This is a genomic window from Alteromonas sp. W364 (assembly GCF_031846205.1).
In the GTDB taxonomy this organism is placed as follows: domain Bacteria; phylum Pseudomonadota; class Gammaproteobacteria; order Enterobacterales; family Alteromonadaceae; genus Glaciecola; species Glaciecola blandensis.
This window is the reverse complement of record NZ_JAVRID010000003.1, coordinates 328,145-349,176: the sequence shown is the minus strand read 5'-3', so window position 1 is coordinate 349,176 and position 21,032 is coordinate 328,145. Positions and strand designations below refer to the sequence as shown.

Below are 21,032 nucleotides of genomic sequence, written 5' to 3'. Positions count from 1 at the left end.
TCTATTTAAACTTAACAATTGAAGGCCATAAACTATGAGAATAAGTATATCTGAACCCGATTTGGGCTCTGTTGTAAAGCGTATCAATGACAAAGTTATTGACCTTCAGCCTGATTTTCAGAGAGGGGACGTATGGGGAATACCAAAAAGAAAAAAGCTTGTTGATAGCATCCTTAGAGGCTGGCAGATACCTCCAGTCCATGTGATACGGCAAGACGAATATCTACTAGAAGTGCTAGATGGGCAACAGAGATTACGAGCTATTCAAGGTTTTTTTAACAATGAGTTTCCCGTTTCTGGAAAATTCGAACCTATAGATAGTGAAGTTGAAGGTTTACATGGATTGTTTTTTAAGAATTTGCCTGAAAAGTATAAAAGAAGGGTTGAGTTCTACTCGATAAGAATACTAGAAGTGTACGATTTTTCACCGGGTGAAACTGGTGAGCTATTTAATCGACTCAACCAATCTCTAAATCTTACTGCCGCAGAAAAGAGAAATGCTCAAGTAGGACAAACTAGGTCGCAGATCAAATCTCTTTCGAAACAACTTGGAACAGTTGGTTTAGATTCAAAGTTTGTGGGTTTTTCAAACACTAGATTGGCTCATGACGACCTTTTTGCAAGGCTCTGTTTGTATCTTGAGAAAGGAGGGGTCAAATCTCGCATATCTGATACAGAGTTATATGAAAAATATAGGCGTGACATTACTTTTAGCGAATCTATCTATGAATCAATAGTGTTTTCCATAAAGCTAATGGCGTCTATTAAAACGGAGTTGGGAACAGCGAAGAAGGACATCCACATCACGAAAGCTTCGTTTTTTAGTTGGCTACTATTTATTTCAGAGCTGCACTTAAAGCAAGTTGGGGCTGTCGATTCAAAACGAATCACTCAGGCATTTCTTTCACTAGAAACTAAAAGATATAACTATAAAAACAATGTGCATGATGCACAAGAGTGGGATATTGATGATTTCTCGTTAGACGAAATAATACCTTTATTTTCATTATTCAATGAAAGAGCGAGCTCTCGCGTTATGATTACAAGTTCTCTTTTAATTCGTGATTGGTGTATTTCCTTATTTTACTACCTGTATCTACCAAATAAATGTGACTTGGATGAAAGTCGAACTAATGCGGTGTTATCAATTATAAAAACAATTAAGCATAAAGACTCAGGGTTAAAATCAAAAGTTGAAACTCTAGCCGAGGGTGGATTAAGCGATGATTGACCGGAAAGCTAGAGTTTCTGATAATTGGAGAAATGTAAGAGATAGAAAAAAATATCAATATCTTATTCAGTCTATTCAAATTGCAGAAAACGACTTCACGGAAGAGATTAACATTGAAATCAATTCTGGTTTAACTAGTTTATGTGGTAGAAACGGCGCTGGAAAATCGAGTTTACTCTACTCAATATATCGTGCACTAACTAGAAATGATGAACCACATTCTTTTCGTGATATTAGTTCAAAAATCAAAATATTTGACCAAAACTCCAAAAAATTAAGTGAATATGGAGAGAGTGAAGTGATATTTGAATGTTGTGAATTAATAGATCCATCCTACGAAGCCATGGTGAATAAAAAAGCTATTATTGCAGACACAACATTCATTGAAGACTACGCAAATGAGGGTGTTGAGAGCGATTTGCTTGACAAGTACCTAGGCTACATCAGAAAAATATTATCCAAAGAAATAACATCTATTTCAGTTGTTGAGGTTGAAGGGAAGTTAGAAGATTCACAAATATTGCCTTATATACGGATAAATAAAAATGGACAGCTTTATGATAATTTATGCATGGGTCAAGGTGAACACAAAGTCCTATATCTGATATGGCGACTAGCAATAGCTCAGAAAAACTCAATCATTTTGTTAGAAGAACCAGAGGCATTTTTGTGTTCCAAGTCGCAAGAATATCTGATGGACGTTATTGTTTGTATTGCCCACGAAAAAAAGCTGCATGTAATTCTTAGCACTCACTCCGATTTAGTAATGAAAAACCAAAGCGTATCCTCATGCTCAATTGTTAAGCTAAACTCTAGAGATAAAATAACTCTTATCAAAGAAAACTCCAAATCCAAATATCTAAGTGCTTTAGGATTAACACCACCTAAAAAAGGTGTTTTTTTAGTTGAAGATCGTTTTGCAAAAATTAAATTAAATGAAATATTCAATCGGTATTCATCTACTCTTAAAAACGAATATCATATTGACATACTTGATGGAGAATCTCATATATTAGAAGTGGCTAAGCACTATGCTTCCAAAAATATTCACGTCGTCCCAGTTCTTGACGGAGATATGGTGGGCAAATTAGCTGTGGACGACTATCTGATTGCTTTGACTTTCCTCCCGAATATAAATCAACTGCCGCCAGAGCCGGAAGTTATCGACTATATAAAAGGGCATATACCGCGTTTTGCAAGCACTATCCCTCATGATACTGAAAAATCAATTGAAGCTATTAATAGCGTTTTTGCAAATTACCACGATTGGTTTGACGAGCTCAATGGTGAACTTGACTTTGGAGATAAGTCCCACTTAGAGAGAATCGCTATTCAATTTTGGCTTGATGAATATAAAGCCCCAGTTGAAAGGTTTTTAATCTTGCTTGAAACACTAACCGAAAAATTGACAAGTGTTATCTGCTATGACTCCCAATATTTTGTGCAGTTAAAGGGCCATCACTTTTATGCTAGTAAGGATTCTTGTCGTAAATACAACCTCGACAACTATGTCGGGAAACCCGTTAGATACACGCTGCACTGCCAGGACAACGAGATTTTTTCTAAGATTGAGATAACTTAACTTGCGCAAGTAAATACTTGTAGTACGGTTTATATGGCATGTCAGTAGAATTAAGTATCACATCCCGTTTCCTTTTTTATTATGGAATATAAAGAGGTGTGATTACGAATATTAGATGAACCGTTTTCGACGTGAGACGCCCAAGCAGCATGGAGTCCTCTATTATCTAGGTCAGGATATTTTTGCTTGAGAAGCAGTTCTGTTATCACTTGGGTCCTACCTAGCCATGTGAACTTATCTAAGACAAGGGTTCCGTTTAACAAGTAGTTTTTATCATGTTGAAATTTGAAATTAGACTCTATCGACTTAAAAAAGGCTATCCTAGCAGCTACATTCGGCGTTATACCCGTTTGACTCTTTAGCTTTTTCAATTGTTCTTCGACTGATTTATTCAATTGCATTCTATTTGGTAGCATCACTGCACCTCTCGATAGATGTTCTTAGTTTGGTTCGCCCAGAAATACCCTTCTCTCAAAGCCGAGCATCTGGTTTTTTGATCAAATTCAATTTCGTATGCATGTGACACATCGGGCCCGATAGCGTTGAAAAAATCCTCATCAACTTCAGTGTCCGTCGATAGTAAAATAACCTGCTCCCCAGCTTCTGGGAAGTAGTGTTTTACCAGTTTGTCTCTATGCTTGGAGTCAAGACGCCCAAGCGGCGTGTCGATAACGACCGGTAGTACTTTGCCTGATAATTTGCCTAAGGCTTCAAGAACCGCGAATGCAAATATCTGCTTTTCGCCAGCCGACATTGATTTGCGATTGATAGCCCGTCCTTCATCATCAAATAAAGTAACATCAAAAGAGGAGGGTTCTATTTTTGCTGATAACTTTAGATCCTCTTTTCTAGCGAGTTTGCGGTACGAGCTAGTAAAAAGCTCTTCGAGTTGCCGCACGCGCATCACAGTTAAATCTTGAGAAAACTCATCCAACACATCGTTTGTGGAATCGACTCTTTGTATTGCGGTGGCAACGGATGCTTCTGTTTTTTGGCTAACGTATAGCTTTTCTAAGCGCTTTGCTATTTCAAATGCCCTTGTAATTAAGCCCTTGGCGTTTTTTAAGTGTTCGACATATGTTTGGCTAAGCTTATGCTTTTCATTGTCTAACTTCCTCAATTTTTCATATAGCTCACTTAGCTCAGCTTCATCCGGTGCCCTGTCTATATTTATGGATAAGAATTCGAGTGACTCTTCTCCAGTCTTTAGTTCACTGGATAGTGATGAACAACGTTGATTGGCTTCATCTGCTTCTAGCACTTGCGCCTTTATTGTGGCAAATTCCGTACGTGATACATCTAATCGAATACTGTCTTGATCAGCTGAGGCCAAGGAATCAAAGTACACTTTAATTTTTGAGGAGATGCCCTCTACATCATCACCTGTTTGAGTTGTTAAAAAAGCATCTAAACCAGGCAGGTTTTCGTTAAGTTTCTTATAAAAAGCCATTTCTTCTTTTGCAGCCTCTTCATTTTCGAGAGTTTCGATAAGAGCTGCCATGGTCTTAGGCGCTAAAGCAATCGGAAATACTCCATCAAGCTCTCTTAATAGCTGGCTCTCCAGCGATGTATTTTTCTGGATCAATTGTTCGGCTTTGTTTTTCTCATCATTCTTGGTAGCGGCCCACGCTCCACCCTTATCTTGTATCTTTTGCTCTTGAACTCTTATCTGTCTTTCAATATCTACTAGTTTCGTCTTTACTACCGCTTCGTGTTCACGATCTAAATGAGCCTCATTGAGCAAGCTAGCCTTTTCGCTTTCTAATTCTGAAATAAGCTTTTTCGTTTTAGTGTCACTGGCGTTTTTGTTAGTTTGTTTGATGTATATATCAAGATCATCTTTGAGCCGATTTATTACATCGATACCAAGTAGTTTTTCAACAGCTTCTTTGAGATACGAACCAGTGTCGTCCTCCGCTAATGCAGCAATTTTTTCGCCATCGAAGAAAAATAAGTCACCTACACCCGGTGGTACCAACTCATGTAAAAAGCTTTGAACTTGCTCGTCGTTAAGAGACTTTTCTATTTCACTATTCTTATATAACCTGACTTGTTCGTCACCCTCGCTTGACCAAGCCCTTTCAACTATATAAATACTATGCTCGCCTTGATGAGTATGTGTGAATTCTAGCTTTATTGTAGCAATGGCATTTTTATCTAGCCTAACGGCTGAGGAGTTGATTTGCTCATTCAAGTGTTGTTGATAGTCTTTTTTGTTTAACGTTACATGCACTGCTCTTCTGCCAAGTAAGGCTATTCGGATTGCCGCTAAAATTGAAGTTTTACCAGCGCCATTTAATCCACCAAAAAGGACAACAGGTTTATAAAGGATGCCATCTCGTCTAGGTGCAAGTTCTATTTTGTGAGAACCACTGAAAACTCGAAAATTTTCTAATGTAAGTGTTTTGAAGATCATTTAGATTCTTCCTGGGCGATTAATCGATTCAACTGTTCAAGCTCATCTGCAATTGAGGTGACTTCTTTTGACTGCCTCATTTGGTTTTGTCTACTCTCTAAATGTTTTTCTATAATTTCGTCAGGCGACTCCCAATCTTGTTGAATAATTTTACCAATCTTTTTAAAGATGCCAGTGCGTCGTGACAAGCCGCTCATTGATGTTTCTAAGTCAATTAGCTTTTTGACCATTTGAGGAGTAACACCATGGCGCGGTGATATTTCATTGATAAGTTTTGCTTCTTCATGGCTGAATTGGTTTGTATCGTCTACGCTCCAATCCAAATGAAATCCAAAAACATCGAAGAATATCTTTGGGAGCGTATCCTCCCAATCTGGTTCATTCGGGTCGTTTAACCATTCATGGCGGACAGCGTGTAACTCTGGAACAGTAATTAATTCATACTCTTTATTTATAGTAGCTAATTGTTTTTGGGTCTCCAATAACTCACGAAGAAATTGTTGCCTAAAACTCAAGAGATAAGGGCCGTAGGTATAACCTTCGGTCATCTCTTTCTTGCCATCTATAGTCAGTGTCTTAAACGCCATTCTGCCATCGCGGCGTATGTGACTTCTATATAACCCCTTATCTTCTATAACGGTTGTTGCCGCCAGTTTATTGCGCAAATCTAATAACGGTTTCATCCATGTTTCGCCGTTGTCGATAAGACTTTCCATAGCCCTATCTTTGGTTACAACGGTGCAGGTCCAGCATCCAAATCGAGAGTTCCCGCATGACGGTGTGGTCTCGTCAATGACCATCGGGCACTCACCTTGACCAGAAGATTCTTTGTATAGATTCCATAAAACTAGATTTTTTCCGCCCCATGGGTTCTCCCATTCAAGGTCGTATTTATCAGACCATTTGTTTTTAATGCCATATGCTGTTTCTTCGCTTTTGAGGTGGCACAAACGCAATATTTTCCAGACGTCGTCTACATGCCATGTATCAATTGGTGTGTAAATGAATGCGTTTGAAAGTGTAGTATGTTTAGCAAGAGCAGAGCCGTCTATTTTATGTTTAGCAATTACTTGGGCGCGTGATGCGCTTTCTTGTGAGCGCGAACCTAAAACGACTATGACTTCGTCGTACTGGCTTACTTTATCGGTGATGAATGTACTAACAGGATCTATCTTCATTCTCTCAGTACACCAGCGGAAACTTCTTGTAGGGGCGGGATAACCTTTACCAAGTAAGTTTGCCCAAAATGTCTCATTGGTTTTAGGGACTACTTTGTAGCTGGTAATAGGCAGATTATCTCGCTTTGCCCCTTTCTCAATTGCTTCTAGTGAGTTGTTTACATGGTTGACCACTATTGGTGTTTCAACAAGTGTGTCTGAAGCTACAACAAAAACAGGCTTATGGCGTTGTTCGGGCTTTAATCCAAGCAAGGCTAGATAAACTAATACCATAACCGCAGAGGAGTCTTTACCACCACTATACCCTATAACCCAAGGGCGATTGTCACTCATGTAAACTCGTTGTGTGTCTGCGATGTACTCGCTCAAAAAGCGGCCCGAGAACATCTCATTTTCTACAAAATCGATGTACTCTTCTTCTAAGTCGTGCTGATAATTTAATTTCATTCTGTTAGCAGCTCTTTTTCTTTCTGTACGTCATCATTGTCCAAAGTGAGACCTATCTGGCGTTTTATTTCTAGGGTAGTAAGGAATATGTTAGAGCTTGCCTTAGATAAGCGGCCATGCTGCATCGCGCGTTTAGACCATTCTGGATTAGACTTTCGCCAATCTATACGACCTAGTTTTGATATATATTCTGATCTTGCGTCTACAGCAATATCTAATAACTCTTTGCCGACATTAGCTAAAGCTTGCAAACCAATGCCATGACCGGTTAAGTACTCTTGTCTATATTCAACTACGGCCAATGATTTCTCGTGAATAAGTTTCCATTCAGGTATTTGAAGGTATAGCTCGTCCCAAAAATTTAGCGCGATGTCTCTTTCTTCGTCGTTAATATCATCTTTTGGCCCTTTTCTTAACAATGCTCTAGTGGCGTGTTTGATAGAGCTAAGGGCGAATATTTTATTGCTTTTGACCGGTATGCTGCTTCGTTCCATTTCAGTATAACCGATGAAAGGTTTTGCATTTCGTGCTAGATACTTCGCTACCCGAGAGCTGGGATCTCTATCGTTATATAAAGTAGATAAAGATGCAGATGGTCTAATAGTGTTTTGATTTAGATCTGCAAACATTTGCTGCGACCTTTGAAGACCTTCATCGATATAAAATACTATTGCAATATTATCTTGTGCTAATTCAGGTTTTATCTTGATTGCTTCTTCGATGGCTGCTCGTCGGTGTTGACCGTCATTAATCAAGATTTCGGAGTTCATTGAAACTTTCAGTGTTCCAATATTAGGCGCACCATTGGTTTCTACAAATTGAACGTCTGAACCCACAGAAGCTGTTAAGGCAGAGAAGATATAGTCACTTGGATTATCGACCAAGTATCTACTCATTTCAGGAATCCTGGACTTATTTAAAGTCCGCTGCGCTCTGAGCTCAGGTGGCACTTCTTCTTCATCATAAATGAATATTTTAGGTATAATTCTTAAAGGGCATGTTGCAATATAGAAAGGCCGACCAGCTTGGCTGCCTCTTACTGCCGGGAATGAATAGCAAAAATCGTTGTCAAAATTATCCATAGAAGAACTCCACTTCCTTTTTACGTTAATTATCCAACTGTTTTACGTAATAGTCAATGTGTGATTGTTAAATTTTAACGTAATAATAGTTTTGACGTAATATTATAGTGATTTCGATATTTATTTAAACTGTCCTGAATGTCTATTTTGTCAGATAAACCAATTTTTCTGGAAACCAAGTCTCTCCGCCAAAGCGTGTTAACCTACTAAAACTTGTGAAATGTGTTTTTCGAACGCCACGTCATTTAATAACTGTTTGGTGTCCGACAAACCAAGGTCATGCATCACTTCAAACGATATTTTGTCCCAATCTTTGCATTTTTTATTATGGTAGGACAAAGCGCTAAATTGTGTTTCGATGAATTTATCTAAATATTTATCCATACTGGGCAGCGCATTCCCTTTGCTACTGTTTATGGATTTTGTTGTTGGTACTAGGTTCCAAATCCTGTCATGACAAACGAATGACCATGGCAAGAAATGATCTATGGAGATACTCGCATTATCGAGCGAATCTCCCGAATAAATACATAGTGTTCTAGGATGCTCAATTAAATAGTCAGTCCAATATGAAGTTTGACTCTTAAGACTTGACCTGTTTATTGGTGGAGCCGTTTTAGAAATTACTCCAGGAATATTGGGATTATGTTTTTGTAGATACTTCACCCATTCCGATTCTAGATATGCGGCGAGTAAATGATAATGACGTCTAATGAATTTGCCCCACTCAGGGTGTACTTGTATAAACTGTTTATCAGTCTCAATTCTATACAGTGGCTTTCTAATGTCATATGTTTGATTAGAGAGCTCAGCAATCATATTATTTTTTACATGATCTGGTTTCCCTCGTAGCTCTTGATCAAAGAATGGTGAGATTAGACGAAACTGCACGTATACCGATAAGCGAGATAAAGCTACTGTATCAACATGAGTTAGTATTTCCGCACGCAACTGGTGTTCAAAGTCATTCGAAGTAATCGGAATATTTGAGCTATAGTTAAAATTTTGCTCTTTAAAAACTTGACTAATTTTATCTTGCAAGCCAAACGACAGTTTGAAATATTGATTTGGATACCATGCATAAACGAGTTGATCTGCAACTATGTCATTGACAGATATCCGTTCTTGATTTTGTTGGGTACGTGCCAAAACTGATTTTAAAAACAGGTACTTATATGAGTTGGTAGTGTTTCTCAAAAGAGCAATAAAGTCGGCAGTAAAATCTATCACCTTGAAACCTTCAGAAGTAAATTTAACCAATTGGTATCTGCTCGGTGTAGCGCGTCACCTGTATACCAATATCGAAGCACCGATATTGAGGGCAAACTATTAATAATGGGTTCGATGTCCACCATCTCATAATAGTAGAAACTACGGCCGTCATTTGATGCACTTTCTGTTGTCTTAAATGACGCAAAAATTAAACCTTCATCTTTACAAGCTTTGGCTAGACTTGCGAGAGCAATACTTAAATCTGATTGACTCAAGTGCAAAAGAGATGCACACGCCCATACTGCATCGAATTCATTAGTGTATTTTATAGACTCAAATGTATTTTGTTGTACATCGAGACCTGAATACTCTGATGCGAGATGCGCTAGAGCTGCGGACGCATCAAATGCAGTCACCATGTAACCATTGTCCTTAAAATACTTTGTGTCACGACCAGATCCACAACCAGCATCCAGAATTTTGGCAGCAATTGGTAGTAAGTTTAGCAATGATGGATAAAGGTGAGTCAGGTCAACATCAATACTAGACTTGAAGTATGCTTTTGCATTTTCTTCGTAGAATTTGAAAGTATAGTTGAAGCTTTTGTTACTCATGTTTGACAATATAGCTTCCCTTATCTTTCAAACGGGTGACATCACTTTCGTTAATGTAGTCAAAAAAGTCAACATCCTGTTCCGCCATCTTAATTTTAACGCGCTCCTTTAATCTAGGCTGCTCAGCAGCCTCAAAATCCTCATAACCAAGCAAAGTAAGTTTTCCAGAACGTACGTGAATTTTGATCAATTGAATATCATCGAGCTCTCCATATAACTGCAAGGCTGAGCACACATAAACCCTCAATAACGGGGATAACAGGTTAATATATTGTTTGTGTAGCGTTAGTGCATGCGGTTGGCCAAACTCTGTATCAATTACACTCGCGGGTAAATACTCATTTGCAGCAATGCACTCTGCTTCAATAAGTTCTGTATCTGCTATTTTAAATAGTAATTCAGTAGCAGTAAGTTGTAGGTTCTTGTTGGTATCAAAGAACTCTTTGATGTCCCTTTTTGTTTGCTCTGTTTGATGCTTGTATGCTTTTCTTTTACCAAATAGTCCTACTGCGAAATACACGAGTAAGTCTTCGGTACGCATTTGCTTGCTTGTTACTAAGTCTGTCGTTCCGAAGTAAGTTTTTGCAATTCTAAATGCCTTTCTTATACTGCCGGTAAGATCTACTAAACTCGTTGAATCCTCGAACTCATCCACAGCTGGACATCGTCCAAGCAGGAGGCAGCATTTCCAAAAGTTGACGAACAGCGCTTCATTTTTAGTAACAAGAAGTTGTTCCTTATCTTTGTTTGATACTTTAGGCTCGGTTTTGTTTTCCCAGCTATGCTGGCGCCGGTGCCTGTTTTGAAGAAATTCTTGCTCAAGATCTTTGTCTTTAAAAATAAAGTAAATGCCTGGAGCAACTGCAATTGCTTGTTCATCTATACTGAGCTCGATGAACATCTTAAGTTCGCTTTGCGTGTAATACTTTTGAAATGTGTTTCTGCTGGTTATTATCCCGTCTTTATAAGGCGTAAACTTTTCTAAGTACTTTTCGTTCGCCAACATTGCAGACACTACCAGAAGTTTGTCTGTTATATTCCAAGCGCCTTGAATAGCTTCTGCTCGTTCATTACGTTCTTCAATAACGTTGATAACAAAGCCTATATTTACCAAGTCTGCATTTACAATATCAGCATCGGGTAAAAAATTTGGATCCCAACCAAGCGCGTCTAAGCCATGAGCTTCTAGCTCCCTTAAATCATCACCTCTTCCGCAACCGTAATCGAAGATTGAATATTGGCCTTCCAAAAAACCATTCTTTGCCAATATTTTCATCGGAGACGACAGTTCATATCGCACTATCGCTGTTTTTTCTCTAGCGATTGAAACCTTATCATCATGGTTTTCATCAAATGCTGAATTCCTAAACAAGCGCCCATCAACTAGATCGTAACCATGCTTTTGAATAATTCCTTCCCAAGAAGCTTTAAAGCCAATATGCCTTGAATTTTCATAAAGGCCAGCCGCTTCGCCTTCTTGAGTGATCATGCAAAATTCTTCATATTGAGGGTGTGATGGCAGAACTAAATACTCTTTGCGGTGTAATATGGGCGGGTTGTCATAATTGCTGTAATCAGTGATTTTATGGCTGAGTTTCGATAAATCGACTGTCACGCTTTGTTTTAATGGGGGGTAGGATTCTTCTAAAAAAGTCGGATAGCTAAGCAAGCTCAAAGAGAACTTTGTTTTTGATAGCTTAATCATGTTCCAAGATTCACGATTGACCTTAAGCGCTACACCAACTGCATTGATTAAGCTTTCTAATTTTGATGGTATATCGCAAAACGCAGATTCGTGAACGTAGATAGCATCAGGTAGCTTCTTTCCAATGGTTATTTCTGCAACAAGGCTCTTAAATAATTGAGCATCCATTTATAGAGACTCCGCCAGTAAAATTGCCTCATTTTTAAATGCTCTTTGAGCTGGAAAACGTCTGCCGTTATTGCTTTCTTTCATAACCTGGAGGTGTTGTATTGGTTCTTTTGAAACACTGACATGTATAGGACGCTGGTCGCCATAAAAATAGATACGATCATAGTTTAATCGTTTGACTATATAACGAACGACCTCTGATGAGGGAACCTTATCAAAAATAATATCGCAAGCAGACCCTCCTCTTTCACAAATAAGTTTACCTGCTTTATTTGCTTCACTGGCGCTGTGTTGGTCGAGTTGAGGCGCGGTTCCTGCAGGTGAATATTTACCAATGAAGAGTTTGAGCTTTGAAGATACAAAACCATTAGTAATGTTGAATGACCCGAAGGCCGTTTCAAGTGGGATCAGAATATCACTAATCATCAACTCGAGTGCTGTGATGCTCTCTTGGTTTTGTGGATTATTATCAATATCGATATCATGCTTATTACGAAACCAATTTATCAATTGTTGGCCTAAGGGATGACTTAAAAGGCTAGTATGTTGTGGAAGTTCATATAAAAATGAATTCCCTTTCTTAGTAAAAACTAACTTATTGGTTGTTCTCAAATGCATCAGTTGGCAATCTGAAACACCTAACATAGCTTTCATTTCTCTGGTGGTAAAAAGCAGTTCTTGTGAATTGATCGGTTTTGTTTTCAAGTATGTCACCAACTTCACACTCAAGGTATTTGCAGTGCGTTTCTGATCTTTGAAGATTATGAATTAACTATACTTGTTTAACAACCTCAGAGTTTGCAAAACTGGTCTAAGACCATGCTCTAAGAGTTCGCCAATGCGCAAACGATAAAGTTCTTATCTAAGATATTTAGTATATTCGCCCACTTGGTTATTGAAAATTTTGTATATTGGGGTACTCTGAAATTTGATAAAGTGCTACACAGGTGCCATGCTACACCAAAGAGTAACAATGGCAATGTAAGCGAGAAATACGCAGTGCCTCGATAAAGAGGCACTCTAAATATGATACAAAATCACAGCTTCTTATCATAAACGAAATAGTTGATATTGAACGTTGTAAATCAAATTGCAGCTTTAAGGGAACTCGTTGCATACGATTTGAGTCATCTAATTAAGTTGCAGCGAATAAAACGTCGTCGAATAGATGTGAATCGGCAACCATGAAAAGGAACGATTCAATTTCGGATGGAGTCGCCTTAAGGTCATATTGATTTGAATTTAAAATATGACTTACCTTTTCTAATAGTGATAAATACATAAGATATGTTTGGTCTTTTGGTAAGTACAACTGCTCTCTGAACTTTGCAACAAATTTACTGGTGCCCTCCAGTTCCTTGCAAATTGAGCGTACTTTACGCTCATTGGCTTGTGAGCTCACTATTAAAGTTTCAATATCAATTAAGCCAATTCTAGAGTTAACTCCATGCGGCATCGGCCATAGCTTGGTATGTGTTAACTTGTCTAAATAAATGATAGCGTTTAGAGAGTAAGCAACCCTTGCATCATATATGTGTGCCCATTCTGGATAAGCAATCGCTAGGAACTTTGACCAACTGCTAACAGCACCATACTCATTTGAATTTGAGCTGACTAATTTGTAACGATTAGCTTTTACAACTGTACCATCATCATTTTGACTGAAATAAACAGTATCATCTTTGCCCTGCATATCTAACCTTGATTTGACTAACTTGTTGTAATAAAGATGACTGTTTTTCTTCTTCAATTCTTTTTTAACTTTTCTTCCTACGCCGCCCCACTCTTCAATAAAAAATTCAGTCAATTCTAATTTTTTTTGAAAATCATTAGTTTTTTTAAAGGCTTCAGAAACACTTTTTTTGATTACCTTTGTTTTTTGATAGCAGTTATCATCAGTTTCCTCGATTCTGGTTTGTGCCCATTGCTGTGTGTTAAATGCAGCATATAGATTTAGCCTGCTTTGAGCTTGCTTGGGCCAGAGGTAAAATGTATCTAACCACGCTTCAATTGTTCTGTAAGACTTACATTTTTCATAAATATAGTTAGCAACATGCTGTTCAATCTGGTCCAAAATTTCTCTCCTAATGAAATTATTTGATTTACTTTTAATGCAACAATTTACTTACATTAGCTCCTTCCACCCCTCATAAACCACAACCATCGAGAACGTATCAAGCTCACAGTATTTTAATAGTGCAGCTCTTAATTCATTTCGTTCGTAGTCACTTATATGGGTAAATTGTAATTTGGCATAAGCGGTCAATGCTAAGCCACCATTGTTTAATTCGTCTTCCTCTGATAATAACTCGACATCATGGTCAGAAATGTCTCCAAACATCTTTGGCAAATGCTTATATGGATCCTTAACCTTGCCAAGTTCATCAAACTCAATCCAAGCTTTATTTTTGAAATTGGCACTTTTAATACCATCGACACTGCCGTAGATTTCCGATCTGTATTTATCCTGCAAGTATTTTGAGCTATTCAATATTGCAGGTAATACAGCCTTGATTGAATTCGAACCATTAGTGGCTGGGTCATAGTAATATTTCTTAACTAAATCAAGCATATCTATCATACATCGGTCGCCACGCCAGTTTTCTTCACTATTACCTGTTGAGCGTGTAATCGTTTTAATGAATTGACATAGTTCTTCTTTGTCAGTTTCCGATGATTGATTCAGTTGCTTGCAAATCATGTTTAAGTAGGTGTTTTCATGTGAGGAATACATGAAGATGCTACCGGAGTCTTTTTCTAGTGCCCGTTTTAATGCTCGGACGAACTCGAAGTTAGGGAATACGCCTCTTTCGGTATGCAAAAACTCATCGGCGTGTTCAACCTTTCCATCTGCATGGACTATATGATGTGAGAACTGAAACGCAATCCCTTCGTAAGGCGTCATTTCTTTATAAAATGGGATAGCAACGGCACTAGTTTCAAAATCGATGAAATGAAGCGGGAATGTCCAGCTTGCCATTTCGATTCGCATACTATCGCTATCAAAGTAGGCGCTGTTGTCTCGCTGTTGATACTTTTCTATTTGTAACCATTGGCGTTCTTTAGGGGTAAGCTCAGGGCTTTTATTTTCGACTACACCAATGTGATCTGGAGTGAAGTCTTCAAGTTTAATTATGCCATTCTCAATGCATTCATCCGTTTTTCTGAAATTCCAGATATCGAGTACGGTTTTATCCTCAAAATCTTCGTCTTTCCAGTGTAATTGTTGTTTCCAGCACGATTTAACACCGCTTATTTTTCCTCTATCCTCATCCTCTGAACTACATCTAAATTCGCAGGTCTTGCACTTTTTTCCTACTACAGGCGCAATCTTCTCATCGGCCTCATAGTATTTAGCTAACGAAACAATATTGTCTAGGAACGTGTGCTCGGGCATTCCGTTGGTTAGCTCATTATCATATGCATACTGTATTGCTTTATTCACATTCACTTTGGTAAGCAATTTTTCAATCAAGTCATCGTCGCTTAATGACGCGGATACAGCGATACCTTTGCGGTTGATTTCGTCCTTTGCGAGCACAAATTTTTGATTTAGCCCGTCTGTCGCGCACTTGGCGGTTTTATCTATCAGCAATAAATAGCTATTAATTGTTGATTTAGGAAACGCGCTTTGTAATACATGCTTTTGAAAGGCGACATCAAAAATGTAGGGTTTCCACTTTGAATCAATCTTTCCTTGTGTATTAAAAAAATCTTTATCTTTTGTTGCAGAGTAAGACTTAGCCTTTACCTCAATTAATTCGAACTGATTGCCTTTTTTAATTAATACATCAACCCGGATGAATAAGTTTTTGAAGCGAATTGCGGGCTCAAAAATGATCACTTCATCTCTTTGGAGCAGCTCGACAGTTTGCTTTTCAGCTTCATCATAATCAAGTGTTGTAATGTCGATACCGCCAGGGTAATACTGCTTTGCTAGCTCGCCCACTTGGTGGCCGCCATCAGCAAGCGCTGCTAAGAATGGATCGTCGAGCATAGTATTGGGATATTCTTTCTTACCGGTGTAAAAAAGTTTTGTAGGGCACTCAGTCGCCATTTTAAACCGGGATTTAGTTAAGTAGCGCGGCTTTGTCATTTGTTACGCCTCTAAAGTAACCAACAGCAAGGGGAACCGAACAATTTATATGTTGTTCAGATGAAGTAAGAATGATATTGCACTGTAAGACAATTATTGTCTTGGTGTTTAGGGCCTCAATTAAACACATACCTTCTTCGTAGAAGAAACGTGTATCTAGCTGACGGAGTAAAAAGACTTTAACGTATAACATTGTTTGGTTTGGTCGCCAATCTTAGCCAAATAGGAAGCCCTATTTATTCAGACTTGTCCAATCCAAGTCTATAGTTTGTCATTTGTCGCAAAGCGTCATTATTACTTTGGTCATTGATATACATATTCAGTATCAAGACATTCTTTATCTCACAAGCCTGTATCGTTTGTATATCAATAAAGTATGAGCGATATAATGAAAAACCTAGACATTGACTATCACTTCTATGGGGTCAGTCCTCATTTACAAACCAACCCAGCGCATGTATTTGCATTGCTTGGTGTATTGCACTCATATTCTGAAGATTACCTCGTATATCTTTCGCACATAAACGTAGACCTGCCTCATGCACCTAATTTTCAAAATGCACAAACGATAAAGCTCACCGCTATTATTTGTGATAAGGAGTTCATGTCGATTGAGACTCTGACCTTTAGAGGCGTGCCAGCGCAATGTTATGAAACTGTTGGTCGCGAATTTGCAAAGTTTCTAACGAAATATAACGATAGGGTTTACTGTGAAAAGCAAAAGCCATTTTCGATACCAGAATAAAAACGAGCCAGATAAGGTCTCTGATAAATCAGCAGGAGTAAGCTATGTTAAATTTACCCGCTTACAGTCTGAATCAGTGGGTAAAATACAATACGATATGCTTACAAATAACTACTCTGAATATGACGACCCGAGCACTGAACTTTCGTGCGCTATTGAAGGCTTTTACAAGATGTCAATAATTGAGAGCACTATTGCCAAACACGATAAACTTACGCTATCTATACAAGGTTAGTGCATTAATCATTATTATCTTCATACCGTTTTTTAGTGACTGTGAGCGTTTCTATATCGTTTGCTTGCTCTGCTGCGGAACTCTGAATAATCATTGCCTTTCTGTCGGTCAACTCTCTTGTGCTATAAAGTTGCGCAGCGTTAGTTGCTCTCCTTTTCATTTCATCTCGCAAGAAATCAGGCTTTAATACTTCGAGCGCATCTCCATAATGCGACAAAAAATTTACACAATCAAAGATGTCAGGACCGTCATGATTAAAGTGATTTGGTAATGCAATCTGCCCCTTTATCCTAGACATACCGGTACCATGTGAACTTACCGAAGTGTCGTGACCAAATCCAGATGCTTTGAGAGAATTGACTACCCAATCGTGAGTTCTAAAGTCAAAATCATAGTTTTGTTCGTATTCGTTCCAGTCAATTTTTTTAAAATTTTTCTTGGGAAGGTGCTTTACGTCCTTTAATCGACTAATTTCAAAGCGTTTATATTTCTTATTTGCATGCACATAAGCTAACAGTAGCACTTTCTGATTTAGGTACTCTATGCGCTGCGGTGACAGTTCTACTTCTGTACCAAATATATTTTTATGCAGTGAGTTATAGGTAGCACTGAAGACAACATTTTTATCCAAAGCATTGAATACACGTAAAAGGTTGTCGTCAATGTTTTGGTCACTTTGTTGGCTAGTGTTATTTAAGCTATGTTCAAGATGTTTAATTGTTGTATTGAGCCCTTGGGGTAAAAACCTTAGTTTGTCTTCCCAAGTGTGATAATCAAATTGAGCTTCTTGTAAATCTTCTTTTAAACAAGCCAAAACATCGGGTGGTATAAAGCTATGAAAATAAGCATCTATAAACCTAAATATAAGCATACGTGCTTCGAATCTTTTGTCAGATATTTTTTCTAAGCCAATTGCCTCGTTTTTTGCTTCTTCACTTGCCCAATAATATATATTTCTCTTATTCTTTACAGATTTTATTAGCCGCTCTTCTCCTCCTATTTTACTTTCAGAGACCATTGCTATTAGTTTTCTGTGGATGTTGCGCTTAAAAGATTGGTACTTGTCGCGATCAATATCATTCTCGATATTTGTATTAGGATGCATTTGCTCAGTAGACGTTTTATTCCGCAATTCTGGATAGAACTCATCTATTGCATTCATAACGGGCTGACTATTGATCAACTCTACTTCCGTCAGCGCAGCCGCTTTTCTACTGGGTATTGCCTTTTTCAGAGGTACCTTAAAAACGTCATATCTAATTCTACTCATTGTGCAACTGGCTCCCCAATATCGGCATTATTTAAACTAGCACAGCTATGTTTGGTTAGGTAATCCATATACTCTATGATGATTTGCTCTTTCTCGTGAGCTGCTTTTTTATCTTCTTCAGTAATTGATTCATCATGTTCTCCCTTCCCAATCGATCCCAGTGTTTTGGCAATACTCGCAGCGACTGTTAATAGTATGGTTAATTGAGTATCACTCATTTCATTTTTCTTAGAGTCAATGTGATAGAAACATTGTTGCATATATTCATAAAAGTCAGCATCGTCGAACATGTCAGCATCAATGGCGTCGAGAAATATCTGTTTTACTTTGGTTAAATTCATATCTCACCCTTATTATTAAAGCGCTAACCCTCGCATAAAGTTAGCGCCGAATTCTTATAATGCGTCGTAAAGTAACCCCATGGTTTGATCGCCTTCACCAACAAATCCATATGATGGCTTAATTGTTCTATCACTTGCAGGGTCGTACCAACCTAATAGCTTTCCAGCTGTAGTTCGCACCTCAACACGACCATCTGGATATTGATGTTTAATGCCAATAGCAGGACCAGCCGCAGGTTTAATAAAAGTAATTTTCATCATTCATTTCCTCTTGTTATCGACATCATGCTATCAAGTGGTAGGACTTTTTATGTCTAGCTAGGGAGGACACTAATTGGGTGTTTGATACTATTTAAAATAGGAGCGCATCAAAAAGATGTATCACTTTAGTTTATATCAGCTTGCATTAAGCCAACTTATTACCTTTGATCCTTTTGAAGTAACTTTTAACAATCAACCCAGTTTATTCGCCGCACTTTGTGATACCAAAAGTGATTTTTCTTCTGGTAGTATGGCTGAAAAATTATTTGATACTGCTTGCGTTGCGGTCATTCTTAATTTGGGCTTGGAGTCTCTGCATAAAATTGACCGCTCGGTGGCAAGAAATAGAAATCTGAGCAAAACACGACCCAACGCAAAACATACTAAACCGATACGCCGTCGATACTATGTTAATTTTTATAAACATATTAATAAACTGATCGTCATAGATTGGTTGGGTTGCCATCTTGATATTAGCGAAGTGATTCAACCCGCCAGTAATTGTAAAAGTAAAAATTTCCAAAAAACAGTACATCAGTATCTGGTTCGGGCGGGAGTTTTAAGAGAACAGGATTCAATCTTGCTAAGGGTTAGAACGGACAGGTCACCTAGTTGAAGACTGTAATTCAAGTGACTCAACCTGGTGATGCAAAAGGTTTGCTAAGGAGCACGATAGATGATTAATAATATTGACCCAATAATGACGAGACTAAATCAATGAAAGTAATTTTCTCACATGGTAAAGAGAGTGGACCTTGGGGTAGCAAGATAAAGAGGCTCGGCAGTACCGCCGAGAAATTAGGTATTTCAGTAGATAGTATCGATTATACTGGGGTTATCAATCCTGATAAACGGGTGGACAAGCTTTGTGACTATTTGTCGAATGAGACGGAGCCGTTTGTTCTGGTTGGGTCTAGTATGGGTGGCTACGTATCTTTGGTGTCCGCAGAAAGGTTCTCGCCAGCAGGTGTTTTTTTATTGGCTCCTGCACTTTATATTGATGGATATTTACATCAACAATACAAACCTGATTTGTCTAACGTCGAAATTGTGCATGGTTGGTCGGATGATATTATTCCGGTCGCTAACTCAATCAGGTTTGCTAGTCTCGCTAAATGCGGACTACATTTAATTGATGGTGATCACCGTTTGAATTCATCGTTGAATGTCGTGGACAAATTATTCAATAGCTTTTTGACAAAAGTTGCTTTTGATAGAAAAGGGTAAGCGCTATGTGTGACGGTGCTTGCAAACAGGAAAATTAGCTTGAAAAGCTAAAGGTTAATGTTTCGGACAATAGTAGGTTTACTGATATGTTTACATTCTGGGTAAAACTGCAATACTCAAGCGAGCAGATCACTATTTAAAAAGGTAAGTAAAAGGGATGAGAACTGAAAGTGAAAGCTTCGAAGCTTGGATTAAACTTCTTTCAAAGTTTGAGGGTCTGCCTACAGTCACCAATAGCCGGACATTTATGCAACTTAGTGGATATCCTCACTATGAAAATGTTTGCAGTAATATACTCGGTTTTTTCTTTGATCCAACTAATGAGCATGGATTAAAGGACCTGTTTTACCAAGCTTTACTAAAATGTGTCCCCTCTCAGATTAAAGAAGCGAGGGAAGCTCATCAGGTTAGTGTAGAACGCGAAGTTAATTGTCGCGGCAAGCGCTTAGATTTGGTTTTGACTTCAGAAGAATATGTAATTGGGATTGAGAATAAAATTTGGCATGAACTTGATAATGATTTAGAGATCTACAGAAAGGAAGTTGATAGGCAAGCAACTAAAGCAAATTTAGAGCCTATTTATGTTGTTTTAGGCATTCACAAAGAAGAGCCTGAAGCGGGTTTTGCATCAATTACTTACAACTTGTTCTTTGATAAATTAAAAACATTGTTGGGACATTATGCAGTTAACGCCAACAGCAAGTATCTGATCTATTTAAATGACTTTATGCAGACGATTGAAGACCTTCAAGGGGGTAATTTGGAAAACAAACCGCAAGCTCAATTTTTCAAAGAGCACTTTCATGCGATTGAAAAATTAAACGAAGAGTACGCTGAATATAACAAAACATTAAACGAAAAAGTTAATTGGCTAAAGGCCAATTTAGATATTACTGTTGAAACATCGCTTGTGGAGGTATGGATTTATTCAAAATCAACATTAGTTTTTGACTTCAATTACCCTGCTGGTTGCATCGCCATTGATCTTAAAATTAATCCAGAGGGCTGGCAAGGTACGATATTTCATAGAGAAGATAACGAGGCGGAGCTTAATAACCTTTTAAGTGCGTTAGAAGTACCTGATTTAGGATACGCAGGTGAACGAAAGGTTATACTTGAATTACCTTTAGATACAAACCTAGACGAGGTAAAAAGTAAAATTGAGGCTATCTATCCAAAAGTATTAAGTACTTTAAGTATTTCAGCCAATATTTAATGATGA

Annotated in this window: 19 protein-coding genes; 6 read left to right on the top strand and 13 right to left on the bottom strand. The window is 38.1% G+C overall.

Annotated features, from left to right (window positions below):
* The first annotated feature begins 34 nt into the window (after window positions 1-34).
* Together RM556_RS06920 and RM556_RS06915 are read left to right on the top strand one after the other, a co-directional pair.
* Window positions 35-1,231, top strand: coding sequence for a DUF262 domain-containing protein (locus tag RM556_RS06920; protein WP_311374244.1), 1,197 nt, complete (start codon window positions 35-37; stop codon window positions 1,229-1,231).
* Window positions 1,224-2,813 carry an AAA family ATPase gene (locus RM556_RS06915; protein ID WP_311374243.1) on the top strand — a complete coding sequence of 530 codons (1,590 nt, stop codon included), beginning with the start codon at window positions 1,224-1,226 and terminating at the stop codon, window positions 2,811-2,813. The genes RM556_RS06920 and RM556_RS06915 overlap by 8 nt, the downstream gene beginning before the upstream one ends.
* Before the next feature lie 50 nt (window positions 2,814-2,863).
* On the opposite strand, the gene dndE is transcribed toward RM556_RS06915, so the two are convergent.
* From dndE to RM556_RS06865, 10 genes are all read right to left on the bottom strand, one after another.
* Window positions 2,864-3,229: a DNA sulfur modification protein DndE gene (dndE, locus tag RM556_RS06910; protein WP_311374242.1), complete on the bottom strand. Its 366-nt coding sequence runs from the start codon at window positions 3,227-3,229 to the stop codon at window positions 2,864-2,866.
* Window positions 3,229-5,229 (bottom strand): DNA sulfur modification protein DndD, encoded by a 2,001-nt coding sequence (gene dndD, locus RM556_RS06905; RefSeq protein WP_311374241.1) that lies wholly within the window; start codon window positions 5,227-5,229, stop codon window positions 3,229-3,231. Before dndD ends, dndE begins: the two co-directional genes overlap by 1 nt.
* Window positions 5,226-6,854, bottom strand: a complete 1,629-nt coding sequence (gene dndC, locus RM556_RS06900) for a DNA phosphorothioation system sulfurtransferase DndC (protein WP_311374240.1) — start codon at window positions 6,852-6,854, stop codon at window positions 5,226-5,228. Before dndC ends, dndD begins: the two co-directional genes overlap by 4 nt.
* Window positions 6,851-7,936, bottom strand: coding sequence for a DNA sulfur modification protein DndB (dndB, locus tag RM556_RS06895; protein ID WP_311374239.1), 1,086 nt, complete (start codon window positions 7,934-7,936; stop codon window positions 6,851-6,853). Before dndB ends, dndC begins: the two co-directional genes overlap by 4 nt.
* A gap of 198 nt (window positions 7,937-8,134) precedes the next feature.
* Window positions 8,135-9,166 carry an HNH endonuclease domain-containing protein gene (locus tag RM556_RS06890; protein ID WP_311374238.1) on the bottom strand — a complete coding sequence of 344 codons (1,032 nt, stop codon included), beginning with the start codon at window positions 9,164-9,166 and terminating at the stop codon, window positions 8,135-8,137.
* Window positions 9,163-9,762, bottom strand: a complete 600-nt coding sequence (locus RM556_RS06885; protein WP_311374287.1) for a methyltransferase domain-containing protein — start codon at window positions 9,760-9,762, stop codon at window positions 9,163-9,165. The genes RM556_RS06890 and RM556_RS06885 overlap by 4 nt, the downstream gene beginning before the upstream one ends.
* Complete coding sequence (locus RM556_RS06880) at window positions 9,755-11,635, bottom strand: DNA phosphorothioation-associated putative methyltransferase (protein WP_311374237.1); 1,881 nt, start codon at window positions 11,633-11,635, stop codon at window positions 9,755-9,757. Before RM556_RS06880 ends, RM556_RS06885 begins: the two co-directional genes overlap by 8 nt.
* On the bottom strand, window positions 11,636-12,340 hold the full coding sequence (locus RM556_RS06875; RefSeq protein ID WP_311374236.1) for a hypothetical protein: 705 nt from the start codon (window positions 12,338-12,340) through the stop codon (window positions 11,636-11,638).
* Between the two features lie 430 nt (window positions 12,341-12,770).
* Complete coding sequence (locus RM556_RS06870; RefSeq protein ID WP_311374235.1) at window positions 12,771-13,709, bottom strand: hypothetical protein; 939 nt, start codon at window positions 13,707-13,709, stop codon at window positions 12,771-12,773.
* A 51-nt stretch (window positions 13,710-13,760) separates the two neighbouring features.
* The gene (locus tag RM556_RS06865) at window positions 13,761-15,731 is read right to left on the bottom strand and encodes a DUF2779 domain-containing protein (protein ID WP_311374234.1); all 1,971 of its coding nucleotides are present in this window, start codon (window positions 15,729-15,731) and stop codon (window positions 13,761-13,763) included.
* A 388-nt stretch (window positions 15,732-16,119) separates the two neighbouring features.
* Between RM556_RS06865 and RM556_RS06860 the strand changes: the two genes are divergently transcribed.
* A complete protein-coding gene (locus RM556_RS06860) occupies window positions 16,120-16,476 on the top strand; it encodes a hypothetical protein (RefSeq protein ID WP_311374233.1) in 357 nt (118 codons plus the stop codon).
* Window positions 16,477-16,715: 239 nt separating this feature from the next.
* Here the strand turns inward: RM556_RS06860 and RM556_RS06855 are convergent, their stop codons facing one another.
* From RM556_RS06855 to RM556_RS06845, 3 genes are all read right to left on the bottom strand, one after another.
* Window positions 16,716-17,894, bottom strand: a complete 1,179-nt coding sequence (locus RM556_RS06855; RefSeq protein ID WP_311374232.1) for a WYL domain-containing protein — start codon at window positions 17,892-17,894, stop codon at window positions 16,716-16,718.
* 83 nt (window positions 17,895-17,977) lie between these two features.
* A complete protein-coding gene (locus RM556_RS06850; protein WP_311374231.1) occupies window positions 17,978-18,322 on the bottom strand; it encodes a hypothetical protein in 345 nt (114 codons plus the stop codon).
* A 54-nt stretch (window positions 18,323-18,376) separates the two neighbouring features.
* On the bottom strand, window positions 18,377-18,583 hold the full coding sequence (locus tag RM556_RS06845) for a hypothetical protein (RefSeq protein ID WP_311374230.1): 207 nt from the start codon (window positions 18,581-18,583) through the stop codon (window positions 18,377-18,379).
* Between the two features lie 115 nt (window positions 18,584-18,698).
* On the opposite strand from RM556_RS06845, the gene RM556_RS06840 reads away from it, so the two are divergent.
* The 3 genes from RM556_RS06840 (at window position 18,699) to RM556_RS06830 (ending at window position 21,026) form a co-directional block, all read left to right on the top strand.
* On the top strand, window positions 18,699-19,199 hold the full coding sequence (locus RM556_RS06840; protein ID WP_311374229.1) for a hypothetical protein: 501 nt from the start codon (window positions 18,699-18,701) through the stop codon (window positions 19,197-19,199).
* 101 nt (window positions 19,200-19,300) lie between these two features.
* Complete coding sequence (locus RM556_RS06835) at window positions 19,301-19,810, top strand: alpha/beta hydrolase (protein WP_311374228.1); 510 nt, start codon at window positions 19,301-19,303, stop codon at window positions 19,808-19,810.
* Window positions 19,811-19,967: 157 nt separating this feature from the next.
* Window positions 19,968-21,026 (top strand): PD-(D/E)XK nuclease family protein, encoded by a 1,059-nt coding sequence (locus RM556_RS06830; RefSeq protein WP_311374227.1) that lies wholly within the window; start codon window positions 19,968-19,970, stop codon window positions 21,024-21,026.
* The last annotated feature ends 6 nt before the right edge of the window (window positions 21,027-21,032 follow it).

Excerpts from the sequence above, each read along its gene's own strand:
- dndB (WP_311374239.1), bottom strand. The coding sequence starts at position 7,936 with ATGGATAATTTTGACAACGATTTTTGCTATTCATTCCCGGCAGTAAGA.
- RM556_RS06880 (WP_311374237.1), bottom strand. The coding sequence starts at position 11,635 with ATGGATGCTCAATTATTTAAGAGCCTTGTTGCAGAAATAACCATTGGA.
- RM556_RS06885 (WP_311374287.1), bottom strand. The coding sequence starts at position 9,762 with ATGAGTAACAAAAGCTTCAACTATACTTTCAAATTCTACGAAGAAAAT.
- RM556_RS06915 (WP_311374243.1), top strand. The coding sequence starts at position 1,224 with ATGATTGACCGGAAAGCTAGAGTTTCTGATAATTGGAGAAATGTAAGA.
- dndE (WP_311374242.1), bottom strand. The coding sequence starts at position 3,229 with ATGCTACCAAATAGAATGCAATTGAATAAATCAGTCGAAGAACAATTG.
- RM556_RS06840 (WP_311374229.1), top strand. The coding sequence starts at position 18,699 with ATGTATCACTTTAGTTTATATCAGCTTGCATTAAGCCAACTTATTACC.
- dndD (WP_311374241.1), bottom strand. The coding sequence starts at position 5,229 with ATGATCTTCAAAACACTTACATTAGAAAATTTTCGAGTTTTCAGTGGT.
- RM556_RS06830 (WP_311374227.1), top strand. The coding sequence starts at position 19,968 with ATGAGAACTGAAAGTGAAAGCTTCGAAGCTTGGATTAAACTTCTTTCA.
- RM556_RS06850 (WP_311374231.1), bottom strand. The coding sequence starts at position 18,322 with ATGAATTTAACCAAAGTAAAACAGATATTTCTCGACGCCATTGATGCT.
- RM556_RS06835 (WP_311374228.1), top strand. The coding sequence starts at position 19,301 with ATGAAAGTAATTTTCTCACATGGTAAAGAGAGTGGACCTTGGGGTAGC.
- dndC (WP_311374240.1), bottom strand. The coding sequence starts at position 6,854 with ATGAAATTAAATTATCAGCACGACTTAGAAGAAGAGTACATCGATTTT.
- RM556_RS06920 (WP_311374244.1), top strand. The coding sequence starts at position 35 with ATGAGAATAAGTATATCTGAACCCGATTTGGGCTCTGTTGTAAAGCGT.
- RM556_RS06865 (WP_311374234.1), bottom strand. The coding sequence starts at position 15,731 with ATGACAAAGCCGCGCTACTTAACTAAATCCCGGTTTAAAATGGCGACT.
- RM556_RS06860 (WP_311374233.1), top strand. The coding sequence starts at position 16,120 with ATGAAAAACCTAGACATTGACTATCACTTCTATGGGGTCAGTCCTCAT.
- RM556_RS06845 (WP_311374230.1), bottom strand. The coding sequence starts at position 18,583 with ATGATGAAAATTACTTTTATTAAACCTGCGGCTGGTCCTGCTATTGGC.